Source organism: Mucilaginibacter sp. P4_G9 (assembly GCF_056400985.1).
Genome location: NZ_JBFUKF010000120.1, coordinates 1 through 14,382, shown reverse-complemented (window position 1 = coordinate 14,382; position 14,382 = coordinate 1). Strand labels below are relative to the sequence as shown.

Below are 14,382 nucleotides of genomic sequence, written 5' to 3'. Positions count from 1 at the left end.
AAGTGAATATCTTTCAATGGTTGCAGGGGCAAATGAGCGCTTTTGGCAATATCGGCGCCCCAGTTTTTTTTAATAAAAGCGGGTATTTTGCTTTTCAATTGTTGCACAGAATAATTTGGGGGAAGCACAATATAGGCGTAACTACCGCCCGGGATAGACCAGAAATTACCCATGGCACCTTTTAAATACTGCTCGATGCTTTTGAGTGACACCAGAAATTCTGTTGGCGTACTGGAATTAGCAGGCAAATCTTTAATGATACCTGTTACTTTGGCATTCAGCTGGTTGTCAAAATTGACTGTCTGCCCCATAGCATCGGCTTTGCCAAAATATTTTTTGGCAATAGTTTCTGTAAGTACCACGCTATTAGGTTGCGAAAGCGCGGTTTTAGGGTCACCGGCCAGCCATTGGTAGTCAAAAACTTTAGCTATCTGATCATCACCAAAAACTATATTTTTTTCTCTGAAACGGTTCTCGCCAATTTTGATCATAGCTTCTGACTGGTAAAATAGCTGCGTGGTTTGCTCCAGTTCGGGGAAATCAATCCGCATGGCCGGGATTATCGCCATAGACACGTTCGAGTTAAAATCAAGCGCGTTTAAAGTTACCCGGTAAGTGCGGTCGGCCTTGCTGTTGTAACTGTCAAAGCCCAGCTCATTCCTCACAATAAGGAAGATCACCAAACACGCGGCTACACCCAAAGTAAGCCCAAAAACGTTCAGGAAAGCATAACTTAAGTTACGGCGAATATTCCTGAAGGCGATAGTTACATAGCTTTTGATCATGATTTTATACTTTAAATTCTAAACCCTAAATTCTAATCTCTAAATCCTAAATTAGCGCCCCTTTTTAAATGACCAATGACCAATGACCAATGACCAATGACCAATGACCAATGACCAATGACCAATGACCAATGACCAATGACCATTCACCATTCACCATTGACCTCTCCTACTCATTCTTCAAACTATCCACCGGATTAGCCACTGCCGCTTTAATAGATTGAAAGCTCACCGTTATTACAGCTATAAATAATGCTGCTGCTCCGGCCACCACAAGCACCCACCATTGGATGCTGATGCGGTAGRCAAAATCCTGCAGCCACTTGTTCATTAAATACCAGGCTACAGGTGTAGTAATTGCAATGGATATAAATATCAGTTTGATAAAATCTTTAGAAAGCATACCTACTATAACCGATACGCTCGCGCCAAGCACTTTACGGATCCCTATTTCTTTTGTGCGTTGCTCTGCTGCATAGGCGGCTAAGCCAAATAAACCCAGACAGGCTATTATTATCGCTAAAACAGTAAATATGATAGATATGGTACCGGTACGCTGCTCGGTCCGGTAATTGGCATCAAAATTCTGCTCCATAAATGAGTATTCAAAATGGCTTTGGGTAAGGGCATCCCATTTATTTTTTATCTGGGCTATAAGCGCTGGCAAATTTGCAGTGCTCACTTTTATGCTCAGATCGCCGGTATTATCATTCAGCAACAGGATAACCGGGCTGATGGTTTCGTGCAGGGAGTTGAAATTGAAATCCTTAACAACGCCGATTATATGATACGGCTTCATATGATCGCGGTTACCATCCATATTGCGGTACAGGATCTTATTTACCGGATCGCTGTAGCCTAAAAATTTAGCGGCCGCTTCATTGATCACCAAACCTGTTGAATCGGTAGGCATTTGTTCCGAAAAATTCCGGCCGGCTGTTATTTTCATATCCAGCGTGCCAATGTAATCTGCATCAACGTTCCAGCTTTGCGGAAAGATGGATCTTTTTTGATCGAGCGTAGCATCCTTATAAAATATAGATGTAGAACGCACATGCGCTGTAGGCAAATAACTGGTTAATGTGGCATTTACTACACCGGGAAGCTGTTTAATTTCCTGTTTAAAGGTCTTGGCATGGCTGCCCAATTCAAAAGTCTTATTAATGATAAGCACCTGGTCGCGGCTATAACCCAGGTTTTTGGTTTGGATATAATTAAGCTGATTATAAATAACTATGGTGCCTATGATAAGGAATATCGAAATACTAAACTGAAAAACAACCAGTACGCTACGTAACCTGCTGCCTTTAAAGCCACCCGATAGCCTACCGCTCAATACATTTATAGGCTGAAATGCCGAAAGGAAAAATGCGGGGTATGAGCCCGCAGCAAAGCCCACCACCACCACAATAACCAATAACGCCGGAATAAGCCAGGCCAAAGTTTGCGAGCCCACTACCAGTTCCTTGCCCGATACATGGTTAAATAACGGTAATAGCAGCAGAGTTGCAAACAAGGCTATTATAGCCGCTGCAAGCGTAACCAGCACCGATTCGGTTAAAAACTGGAAAATAATGTATTTACGTGGCGAACCTAAAACCTTACGAACCCCAACCTCGCGGGCGCGGTTTGATGAACGCGCGGTCGACAGGTTCATGAAATTAATGCAGGCTATCAGCAATATAAATATAGCGATGGCCGAAAATATATAAACATATTGCATGGTGCCATTGGTACCCAACTCGCCTGCACGACTGGAGTGCAAGTGAATATCAGTAAGCGGCGTAAGGTTGAGCCTGAAATAGCTTCCGCTTTTTTCAAAGGCATCCATATTCATGTGTAAACCGGCCTGCATTTCGGCATCGCTGTATTTTTTTAAAAAAGCGGGTAATTTTTTCTCAAATGCTTTACTGTCGGCTCCTTTTTTGAGCACTACATAGGTGTTAAAATCGCTCCTGAGCCATTCAGTCGACTTGCTGTCGGGAAAGCTCGACATCGACATGAAAAAGTTAAAATTGAAATGCGATTGCTTTGGGATATCTTTAATTACTCCGGTAATTTTAAACAGCTGGTTATTTTCTATGGTTAGTGTTTTACCTACTATATTGGTACTGTTAAAATATTTTTTTGCGGTACTTTCGGTAAGTACAACGCTATTGGGTTCATTTAAAGCAGTGGCGGGGTTGCCATTGATCATGGGCAAGGTAAAAACATTAAAAATTGAAGGATCAGCAAATACGGAACTGTACTCCAGGATGCTTTCGCTTCCTTTTTTTATGTGGAAACCATTGGTCGGCTTTATCCTTGTGGCTTCTTCCACTTCAGGGAAATCAGTTTTAAGAGTTTGGGCCAATGGCGCCATGCATACAGCATATAAAACATTATTGTTGCCCAGTTTCAGATCTTCATTAATACGAAACGTACGGCTGGCTTTTACATTATACCTGTCATAACTTAGTTCATCGGCAACGTAAAGTACAATCATTAAACAGGTAGCCAGGCCCAGGGCAAGTCCTAAAATGTTTATGGCAGTAAATCCTACATTTTTCCTTAATGTACGGAAGGCGGTCTTTATGTAATTCCTAATCATCTTATTTAGTCATTAGTCATTTCGCTGTGCTGTCATTAGTCATTGCTTGTCATTATCCATCGGACAAGCACCAATGACTAATGACTATTGACCAATGACTAAATCATTCGTTCTTCAAGCTATCTACCGGATTTGCAATAGCTGCCTTTATTGATTGAAAACTGATTGTTGCAAGTGCTATAATAACAGCCATTAGTCCTGCTGCTGCAAATACCCAAAGATTTATGTTAATATGGTATTGATATGTTTTGAGCCAGTTTTGCATTATCCAGTAAGCTGCAGGGAAAGCTATGCTGCATGATATTATCACCRGTCTTAAAAAATCGGCCGATAACAGCCCGGTAATGTTTAACACACTTGCACCAAGTACTTTTCTGATCCCGATCTCTTTTGTACGGCGCTCGGCAGTGTAAGCAGCCAAACCAAACAAGCCAAGGCACGAAATGATAATAGCTAACATGGCAAATACCCTTGATAATTTACTTACCAGCATTTCGCTTAAAAACATCTGGTTAAACTGATCGTCAACAAAACGATAATCAAATGGATATGCCGGGTTATTCTTTTTAAGCACATTACGAATTGTGGCTAATGATGCTTCTATAGGCTTATGCTGATTTATGCGTACATACATCACCGTTGTATTTTTAGGATCGGAGCTAAAAAACATAACGGGATCGGGCTTGCCGTACATATTTCCATAAACATAATCGTTAACCACACCTACTACAGTAGCCGACGTAGTATCGCCCTCGCCATGTATTCTTTTACCAATAGCGCTCCCTTTTCCCATAAGCTTTGCCAGCGAATTGGTAATTACCATGCGTAAAGGCCTGCCCGTATCAGCTACCGTAAGGTTTCTTCCTTCAACGAGGGTCATGCCGGCTGTTTCAAAAAATTCCGGGGTTACGTAGCGCTGAGATATAAGTACCTCTGAAGCGGGTGGTTTGCCATCCCAGGTAAGTCCAGATGTATTATTGCCGCCATAGATGATGGCATGATCAGAAAGGGCTACATTATCAACGTGGCCAGAACTTAGCAGATCATATTTCACAGCATCAAAATTTTGAGACATCTGCCCTTGCAGGCCTATTTCGATAAGATTATTTTTATTGAAACCCAGTTGCCTGCTTTTAATGTGCTGTATTTGCTGATAAACAATAATTGTGCTGATAATAAGTACAACCGACGCGGTAAACTGAAGTACAACCAGCCCCTTGCGAATAAACGAGGCGCCGCTGTCTTTTAGTTTTGCACCTTTTAATACAGTCACAGGATTAAAAGACGAAAGATATAATGATGGATAACTGCCGGCTACCAGGCCGCAAACAGCAGTAATAAACAGCAAGGCAATAATATGCACCGGTTTATCAAACCCTGGTGTAAGCTGCTTTTGAACTAATGTATTGAATGCCGGCAAAGCTACAGATACAATAAATACCGCAAAAACAGCGGCAATCACCGACATAAAAATGGCCTCGGCAATAAACTGCAGGGCGAGCGAACTTTTACCGGCGCCAAGTACTTTGCGTACGCCAACCTCGCGGGCACGTTTTTCGCTGCGGGCCGTTGCAAGGTTCATGAAATTAATACAGGCTATAAAAAGGATGATCCAGGCGATAACTGTAAACAGATGCACATATGTTATCCGGCCGCCGCCTGTTTGCCTGCCCTCGTTAAAATCATCGTAAAGGTGCCACTGGTTCATACAAAACAAAAAGGCATGGCCTAAAGATTTGGGCGAACGTTTTTGTATATAATTGTAAAGTATTTTATTAACCTGGGCCGGGCTGGCACCGGGTTTTAACTCAACAAAGGTAGATAGCGACTGGTTTCCCCAGTTGCTTAGCCAGGGGCTTTGATCAAAATAAAGCTGAAAAGGCATCAGCCATTCAAATTGTATGGATGCATTGGCCGGCAGATCTTTAATTACGCCCGACACAACATAATTTTGCTTGTTATCAACCTTAATATACTGGCCAAGCACATTTTTTTGGTTACCAAAAAATTTCTTTGCTGCCTTCTCGGTAATAATTACCGAATGCGGGTCATTAAAAGCCGAAGTGGCATTTCCCAGCACAAACGATGTGCTAAACATGCTAAAAAAGGAGGGTTCAACATATTTGCCATCTGCAAAAACAGATCTGTCGCCTTTTGCGAATAATAAAGATGTGGTACTTTCATTGGTACGACAGGTATTGGCAACACCGGGTATTTCGGCCTTCATTGCCGGGCCCATTAAACCAGGTGTTGAGCTTTCAGTAAAAACATATGTATCATACTTCTGGTTTTCACGAACCTCGTAAAGGTTATCCTTTTTAGCATATACATTATCGAAATTCAGCTCGTCCTCAACCCATAAAAAAATAAGGGCGGCACAGGCAATCCCTATGGACAAACCAAAAATATTCAGAAAACTGTAAGCCTTATTTTTTGTAAGGCTACGGATGGCTGTTTTTATGTAGTTCCTTATCATCTTTTTTAGTCATTAGTCATTTTGCTATACTGTCATTAGTAATCACTTATTTTGTTGCCTGTCATCATCCATCGGACAAGCACCAATGCCTAATGACCAGTGACCAATGACTAAATCATTCACTCCTTAAACTTTTTACCGGGTTTGCCAATCCGTGAAGCGAGAAACACTTTTCGTCCTTTGTCTTTTGTCCGAAAATCCTTAATCCGCGAAGCGAAAAGAAGGCATAAAACAAGCTACCCCTCCCTTGCGGAGAGGTGAGCCGTGCACAAAAAATTAACTTATATAAACTATCTTCCGGGGTAGATGATATGCTGTTTAAACCATGATATTCTCCACAACCGACTGTCCGTCAAGCAACCTGATAATGCGGTGACTATAACGGGCATCGTGCTCAGAGTGGGTAACCATGATGATGGTTGTGCCTTGTTCGTTCAAATCAGTTAACAGTTCCATTACATCGTTACCGTTGGTACTATCTAAGTTACCTGTAGGCTCATCCGCAAGGATCAGTTTGGGTTTGTTAACCACGGCGCGGGCAATTGCCACACGTTGTTGCTGACCACCCGATAATTGCTGCGGATAGTGGTTACGACGGTGCATGATCTGCATCTTATCTAACACCTCTTCTACCCTTTTTACACGCTCAGCCGCAGGAACACCAGTGTAGATTAGCGGTAATTCAACGTTTTCAAATACGGTTAGCTCATCAATAAGGTTAAAGCTCTGGAAAACGAAACCGATGTTGTGCTTACGCAGGTCGGCACGTTTACGCTCGGTGAAATGCGCAACTTCAATGTCGTTAAAAACATAGCTGCCGTCATCCGGATCATCAAGCATCCCTAAAATATTGAGCAACGTTGACTTACCACAACCAGACGGCCCCATGATGGCCACAAACTCGCCGGTCGCTATTTCAATTGATAGCTTATTTAAAGCTATGGTCTCTACCTCTTCTGTGCGGTAAAATTTTTCGAGATTAGTAATTTTTATCATTTGCCCCTCCTAAATCATCCGCCTTTCGTTTAGATGATTTGATTTTTTTGATTTTGTTTATACTCTGTTTATAAAATTAATTATTTCTTGTTTATCGTGCCGGCCCCCTCTAAATCTCCCCCGGTTGGGGAGACTTTTTGAAGCCCTCCCGCTAACCAGCGGGGAGGGTTTGGGTGGGGCTGCTTATTTCTTCAATACCAGTTCCTGAATATCGCCATAGGTTTCATAGCTCGAGGTAATTACCTTATCGCCAGGATTTAACCCTTCGGTTACCACGTAATAATCAGGGCTTTGGCGACCAAGCTGTATGTTAACCTTGTAGGCACGTTTGCCGTCTTCGCTCACTTTAAATATCCAGTTACCGCCTGTTTGCTGGTAAAAACCACCTTTAGGTACCAATACAGCTGTAGTTTCGTCGCTAAGTGCCAACCTAACCTGCAGCGTTTGCCCTTTACGGATGCCTTTAGGCACGGTGCCTACAAATTGCATATCAACCTGGAAACTGCCGGTTGTTTTTACCTGCGTAAACACCTTTTTTATAACCAGGTTATATGTTTTATCGGCAAATTGAAAATCGCCTTTCAGGCCTGTAAATACGCGCGACAGGTAATGCTCATCAATATCAACCCTCACTTTAAAGCCCGATTGTACGTCGATCTGACCCAGGTGTTCGCCTTTATTTTTGCTCTGGCCAACTTCGGCATCCATGGAGGTTAACTGGCCATCAATAGGCGCCCTTAAAGTAAGACCTGCAACTTTTTTACGCATAAGGGCCAGGGCAGCCTTCATTTGGGTGTAGTGTTCCTGGGCCTGTTGATCCTGCTGTTTAACAAGCGAGGTATCCTGCTTCAATATTTGTATAGCTAACTTCCGACGGTTAAGCTGGTAATCATACATGTTTTTAGCCGATTGATATTCCTGTAAACCAATTGCTTTTTGCTCGTAAAGGTTTTTATCTAATTTATAAAGCCGCTCGGCTTCTTTAAAAGCATTGTCCACATCGGCCATGGTATTAAGTTTGGTAATGGTGGCTTGCGATGCATTGTTATGTGATATCTGCATTTGGGTTTGCTCGGCAAACACCTGCGACTCCTGGGTGGCCAGGCTTAATTCTTCATCAACATTGCTTAATTTTAAAATAGGATCACCTTTTTTAAGCATCGCCCCGTCTTCTACATATTTCTCTTCCACTAAACCGCCCTCTGTAGCATCAAGGAAAATAGTGGTTAATGGCATTACTGTACCGTTAACCGGGATAAACTCCTGAAATGGACCTTTAGTAATAGTACTTACAGTTATGCGTTCGGTATCAACATCCAATTTGCTTTTACCCRATGTAAAATAAATACTGCCCCCAACTAATAAAATAATGCCTGTAATACCAGCTATAGTTAGTATTCGTTTGCTGTTCCAGGTCTTTTTCTCAATTTTTCTGTCCACTGTTATTATGATGTTTTGAATAATGGTTACAAAAAGATATGCCACAAATTAAAATACTGTATTTCAATACATTAAATACCTATTGCAGATTTAAGGCGTACGCTTCTGTTACATCAAGTGTACGGTAATGATACAGTAAAATAGTGCGCGAATATCCCATAACGTGTATATTAGTTACAATTAAAATTACTACTTTTTTTAACCGGTAGCTCCTTAATAGTTGTATTTATATAATACTGTGAATTTTAAGCATTCAATTATTAATTTGCACAAAGTTTTCTTTGGTTGATGGTTCATAGATGATGCTTCATGGTATAGCGTTTGTTACCGGTAAATTAGTAACAATTGTTGAATACCACGCGTCTGCTATAAATCATCATCAAAAAACTATCGGCTACTGTCAATGAACCATTAACTATGAACTACACCAAATGATACTTAAAAAAGCTACTATTCTTATTGTTGATGATGACCCGGATGTGCTTACCGCTGTAAAGCTGCTGCTGAAAACTCAGGCTAATGAAGTGATAACCGAGAAGAACCCCGAGAACCTGAACTGGCTGCTGCAACGCAACGAAGTAGACCTGGTTTTGCTGGATATGAACTTTAACAGCGCCATAAACACCGGCAACGAGGGTTTGTACTGGTTACGTAAAGTGAAGGATTGGAAGCCGGATGTATGTGTGATAATGATTACAGCCTATGGCGATATTGACCTGGCTGTACGCTCATTAAAAGAAGGTGCTGATGATTTTGTGGTAAAACCATGGCATAACGAGAAATTGATAGCCACCATAAAAGAGCTTTTAGATAAGAAAGAAGGAGGTGTAAAAACCACCAAAGCAGCGGTAAAAAGCACCGCGGGAGACACCTCTATACTGGGCGAATCGGACGTGATGCAGGATATTTTTTACAAGGTGAACAAAATAGCTCCAACTGATGCCAATATTTTACTTTTAGGAGAAAACGGTACAGGTAAAGACCTGATGGCTAAGGCCATTCATGAGCGTTCGTTACGGGCCGATAAACCATTTATAAAAGTGGATGTGGGCGCCTTAACCGATACCCTGTTTGAGAGCGAACTGTTTGGGCATAAAAAAGGCGCGTTTACAGATGCCCGGGAAGACCGCACCGGCAGGTTTGAAGATGCCCAGGGCGGCACCTTGTTTTTGGATGAGATAGGCAACATCAGCCTGCAACAACAGGCCAAACTGTTAACTATACTGCAAAACAGGCAGGTAACCCGGTTAGGAACCAATAAGGCCATTGATATTGATATCAGRCTGATTTGCGCTACCAATGTGCCCATGCACGAGCTGGCCAACGAGAGCCGTTTCCGTAAGGATTTAATTTACCGGATAAATACGGTGGAAATTAATATGCCTCCTTTACGCCGCCGCAGTGAGGATATTGTGATACTGGCCAGGCACTTTGCCAAACAATATGCCAGTAAGTACCTAAAACCTGCCGTGGATTTTGATGCCGCGGCTTTGCTAAAGCTTAAATCATATAATTACCCCGGCAACGTACGCGAACTGCAATACACCATTGAACGTGCTGTTATTATGGCTGATGAACAAACACTAAGGCCCGATGACCTGATATTTTCTATACTGGAAACATCAACAGACAGCAGTATCAATGATGAAAATATACAGCTAAGCACCCTGGAAAAAAACGCCATTTTAAAGGTGATAGAGAAACATAATGGCAACATTACCCGGGCTGCCAAAGAACTGGGATTAACCCGAACCGCCCTATACCGCAGATTAAGCAAATATGATATTTAACCGTTATGAGTGGCGGCTTTTGCTGCGTGTATTTTTAATGTTTATTGCCTTAGCCGCAGCAGCGTATGTTACGGTCACTGGCCAGCCGCTATACCTGGTTATATTTATCCCTTYGGTAGTTTACGCGGTAATAGAAATGATCCGTTTCCAGAAAAAGGCACAGGATGAGGTTAACCAGTTTGTAGAATCTATCCATTACCGGGATTTCTCGCGCCATTTTGATGTACGCAGGGCGCCAAACGAACTGAAACCATTGCGCAAAGGCTTTAATGATATCAACACCACCTTTAAGCTTATCAGCCGCGAACGCGAAACACAATATCATTACCTGCAAAAAATCCTGGAGCTGGTGGATACCGGGATTTTATCTTACGAAGAAGAAACAGGCAGCATCAGCTGGATCAATGAGGCTTTTAAAAAACTGTTGGGTATCCCCTATTTAAAAACCATTCAATCGCTCGAAAAACGGGAGCCCGCGCTTTATAACGAATTGATTAGATTAAAGCCCGGCGAAAGCAATATCATCACCATCAGCCGCAACCAGCAGTTAGTTAAAATACTGATAACGGCCAGCCTGATGCGCAGCGATGATAAGCTTTACAAGCTGATAGCGTTTCAGAATGTGAGTGAAGCGCTGGATGAAACGGAATCAAAAGCCTGGTCGAAATTACTGAATGTAATGACCCACGAGATCATGAACTCGGTGGCTCCTATCTCTTCGCTGGCCGATACCCTGAAAAACCGCCTGCAAAGCCCCGAGATTGCCAATAGCATAGATAGCAGCGAGCTGGAAGACCTGGAGTTGGGTATAGATACCATTAAACGCCGCAGCGAGGGCTTGCTGAAGTTTACAGAAAGCTACCGTAGCTTAAACAAGATCACCAAACTCGATCGCGAAAAAATCCTGGTACGTAACCTGTTCGAGAACCTGAACAGCCTGATGCGACCTACCCTGGAGAAGAAAAACATTGAACTGGTAATTATTATGCGCGACCCGGCACTTGCCATTGAAGCAGATATTAACCTGCTTGAGCAAGTTATGATCAACCTGCTGGTGAATGCCATAGAAGCCGTAAAAGATCGCGAAGAACCCCGGATCACCCTATCTGCCGAAGTACAAAACAATAACAAAACACTGGTTAAAATTACAGATAATGGCCTCGGCATGCCCCCCGAACTATTAGATAAGATCTTTATTCCATTCTTCAGCACCAAAAAAACCGGCAGTGGTATAGGGCTTAGCCTGTGTAAGCAGATCATGTTATTGCATAAAGGAAATATCCAGGTACAATCTTCTGAGGGTAAAGGATCGTCATTTATATTGCAGTTTGTGCCGTAAGGCCCCCGGGTTTGATTAGCATGTTTTTTGAAACTTACGAAGTTTTAGAAATTTCGTAAGTTTTTCGCCGATTGTTAAATTTATCTTTCAATGAGTAAAATCAACATCCTTGCCATTTCGGGCAGTTTACGTTCGGGGTCAACAAATCATAATATCCTGAAACATTTGGGGTCATTAGTTCCTCCCGGTGTTGATTATACTATTTACCATGACTTAGCCCTGATTCCGCCATTCGATCCGGGATTGGACACTGATGATCCGCCTGCTCCGGTAGCTTCATTACGACAACTTTTAGCTGATGCCGATGGCATTATCATTTGCACACCGGAATATGCTTTCGGCGTGCCTGGTCAGCTTAAAAATATGCTGGACTGGCTGGTATCGAGTGGTTCGCTTGTAGATAAGCCAGTGGCATTGATAACCTCGTCATTAGGCGGCGAGCACGCACATGCATCGTTACGGCTTACTTTAGGTGCATTATCGGCCAGGATTATTGATGATGCTAATTTGGTGATCTCTTTTATCAGGTCGAAAATGGATGGTGATAAGGTAGCCGACGAGGATCTGAGAAAAAAGTTGAATGAAGTTTTGAAAGTTTTTTTGAACCGGGTAAATCACGTTTAAAAACTTCATGCCCACTGTCAATTTCGCCCGCCCGGCGGAGGTTGCCCGTTTGTTAAAATATTTATTAAGAKTTCCCTTATTTTTCTCGATAAATGTTAACTTTTCTACATAAACTGATATTTTTTATATGATTTTTATATCAAAATTACCTGCAAGGTTTTAAAAGCGGAGCTATTCTTTCTGCCAATTTGACAACTTCGGAGTCTTTGGAACATGCATTGATGGTTGCAGGTAGAAATTAATATTAATCCATTCATATATCAATATTATGCAAGAGAAAGGCAGCATTTCAATCCACACCGAAAACATTTTTCCGATAATTAAGAAATTTCTTTACTCAGATAATGAGATATTTTTGCGCGAGCTGGTATCAAACGCTGTAGATGCTACCCAAAAAATTAAACGCCTGGCCTCATTGGGCCAATACAACGGCGAACTTGGCGACCTGCGTGTTGAAATTGCATTTGACGAGGTAAAGAAGACCATCACCATATCCGATAATGGCTTGGGTATGACCGCCGAAGAGATCAAAAAATACATTAACCAGATAGCATTTTCGGGCGCTACTGAGTTTGTGGAGAAATTTAAGGAAGCCAAAGATGCCAATGAGATCATCGGTCGCTTTGGTTTAGGTTTTTACTCGGCCTTTATGGTTGCAGATAAGGTTGAAATTCAAACCCTGTCATACCAGGAAGGTGCCGAGCCTGCTTACTGGGTTTGCGATGGCAGCACCGAGTTTGAGATTGGCGAAGGTGTATTGGCTGAACGGGGTACCGAGATCACCCTGTATATCAACAGCGAATCGGAAGAGTTCCTGAGCAAATACAAATTGCAGGAGATACTTGACAAATACTGTAAGTTTTTACCTGTGCCTATTAAATTTGGCACTAAAACCGAATCTGTTGAAGATGGCGTTGATGAAGAAGGCAAACCAAAATACATTGACGTTGAGGCAGATAACATCATCAATGATACCAACCCTATCTGGACTAAAGCACCATCTGAGTTAAAAGACGAGGATTACCTTAACTTTTACAAACAGCTTTATCCGTTTAGCGAAGATCCATTATTCTGGATCCACCTTAATGTTGATTATCCGTTTAATCTTACCGGCGTATTGTACTTCCCTAAGTTGAAGAACGACTTCGAAATCTCAAAAAACAAGATCAAATTATTCAGCCGCCAGGTATTTATTACCGACGAGGTAAAAGATATTGTTCCTGAATTTTTGATGCTTTTACATGGTGTAATTGATTCACCGGATATCCCGCTGAACGTTTCAAGAAGCTTTTTACAAGCCGACAGTAACGTTAAAAAAATTAACAGCTACGTTACCAAAAAAGTGGCTGACAAATTAGCAGAACTGTTTAAAGCTGACCGCAAAGCCTACGAAGAGAAATGGACCGACATTGGCCTATTTGTAAAATACGGTATGGTAAGCGAAGACAAATTCTACGATAAGGCTAAAGACTTTGTTTTGGTGACAAACACTAAAAAAGAGAACTTTACATTACCCGAATACAAAGAGAAAGTTGAAGCTTTTCAAACTGATAAAGACGGGCAATTGGTTTACATTTACACTAATGATCCGGCAAAACAGGATTCATTTATCCAATCGGCCAATAAAAAGGATTATGATGTGTTGGTGATGAACTCGCCTATCGATAACCACTTTATCAGTCAATTAGAGCAGAAGTTAGAGAAAACATCATTAAAACGTGTTGATGCCGACGTTGCCGATAAACTGATTAAAAAAGATGAAGCGCCGGAGTCTGTTTTAACAGAAGAGCAGTCCACTAAGGTAAAGGATATCTTCAACAAATCCATTAATAAACCTGCCTATAACGTTCATTTAGAGAGCCTTAATCCAGAAGAATTGCCTGTTACGGTAACCATGGACGAGTTTATGCGCCGCATGAAAGATATGGCTGCAATGGGTGGCGGTATGGGCTTTTATGGCAACATGCCCGATAATTACAAGGTTATTGTAAACGGTAACCATAAACTGATCAGCCGTATATTACAGGAAGAAAACGAGGAAGTACAGGCCCAATTGTCAAAACAGGCATTTGATCTTGCCTTGCTTTCACAGGGCTTACTAACCGGTGCCGAACTTACCGAGTTTGTGAACCGCAGCGTTAACCTGATATAATTTCAAAAAGCAAAAAAATTCAAAGCCATCCGCACAAAACGGGTGGCTTTTTTGTTTAAAAGAATACTTAAATTTGATGTAAATTAAACCTGAATAAGCCTTTACCGTCTAACCTTAAATTGTTCATTATGAAAACGCTAAATAAAATAGCTATACTGCTTGCCTTTGTTTTTATTGGCATCAATATGGT

9 protein-coding genes are annotated in these 14,382 nt (G+C 41.8%); 4 read left to right on the top strand and 5 right to left on the bottom strand.

The window, feature by feature from the left end:
• The 5 genes from AC1DPZ_RS12420 to AC1DPZ_RS12400 form a co-directional block, all read right to left on the bottom strand.
• The coding region (locus AC1DPZ_RS12420; protein WP_477403728.1) for an ABC transporter permease at positions 1-785 on the bottom strand (785 nt) is incomplete at its 3' end.
• Positions 786-954: 169 nt separating this feature from the next.
• The gene (locus AC1DPZ_RS12415; protein ID WP_477403726.1) at positions 955-3,375 is read right to left on the bottom strand and encodes an ABC transporter permease; all 2,421 of its coding nucleotides are present in this window, start codon (positions 3,373-3,375) and stop codon (positions 955-957) included.
• A gap of 103 nt (positions 3,376-3,478) precedes the next feature.
• Positions 3,479-5,851 carry an ABC transporter permease gene (locus tag AC1DPZ_RS12410; RefSeq protein ID WP_477403724.1) on the bottom strand — a complete coding sequence of 791 codons (2,373 nt, stop codon included), beginning with the start codon at positions 5,849-5,851 and terminating at the stop codon, positions 3,479-3,481.
• A 318-nt stretch (positions 5,852-6,169) separates the two neighbouring features.
• A complete protein-coding gene (locus AC1DPZ_RS12405) occupies positions 6,170-6,847 on the bottom strand; it encodes an ABC transporter ATP-binding protein (RefSeq protein WP_477403722.1) in 678 nt (225 codons plus the stop codon).
• Between the two features lie 183 nt (positions 6,848-7,030).
• The gene (locus AC1DPZ_RS12400; RefSeq protein ID WP_477403720.1) at positions 7,031-8,287 is read right to left on the bottom strand and encodes an efflux RND transporter periplasmic adaptor subunit; all 1,257 of its coding nucleotides are present in this window, start codon (positions 8,285-8,287) and stop codon (positions 7,031-7,033) included.
• Positions 8,288-8,718: 431 nt separating this feature from the next.
• Between AC1DPZ_RS12400 and AC1DPZ_RS12395 the strand changes: the two genes are divergently transcribed.
• From AC1DPZ_RS12395 to htpG, 4 genes are all read left to right on the top strand, one after another.
• Positions 8,719-10,077, top strand: a complete 1,359-nt coding sequence (locus AC1DPZ_RS12395) for a sigma-54-dependent transcriptional regulator (RefSeq protein ID WP_477403718.1) — start codon at positions 8,719-8,721, stop codon at positions 10,075-10,077.
• A complete protein-coding gene (locus tag AC1DPZ_RS12390) occupies positions 10,067-11,416 on the top strand; it encodes a sensor histidine kinase (RefSeq protein WP_477403716.1) in 1,350 nt (449 codons plus the stop codon). The genes AC1DPZ_RS12395 and AC1DPZ_RS12390 overlap by 11 nt, the downstream gene beginning before the upstream one ends.
• 90 nt (positions 11,417-11,506) lie before the next feature.
• Complete coding sequence (locus AC1DPZ_RS12385) at positions 11,507-12,040, top strand: NADPH-dependent FMN reductase (RefSeq protein WP_477403714.1); 534 nt, start codon at positions 11,507-11,509, stop codon at positions 12,038-12,040.
• A 268-nt stretch (positions 12,041-12,308) separates the two neighbouring features.
• A complete protein-coding gene (htpG, locus tag AC1DPZ_RS12380) occupies positions 12,309-14,192 on the top strand; it encodes a molecular chaperone HtpG (protein WP_477403712.1) in 1,884 nt (627 codons plus the stop codon).
• Positions 14,193-14,382 lie beyond the last annotated feature (190 nt).

Excerpts from the sequence above, each read along its gene's own strand:
- AC1DPZ_RS12405 (WP_477403722.1), bottom strand. The coding sequence starts at position 6,847 with ATGATAAAAATTACTAATCTCGAAAAATTTTACCGCACAGAAGAGGTA.
- AC1DPZ_RS12385 (WP_477403714.1), top strand. The coding sequence starts at position 11,507 with ATGAGTAAAATCAACATCCTTGCCATTTCGGGCAGTTTACGTTCGGGG.
- htpG (WP_477403712.1), top strand. The coding sequence starts at position 12,309 with ATGCAAGAGAAAGGCAGCATTTCAATCCACACCGAAAACATTTTTCCG.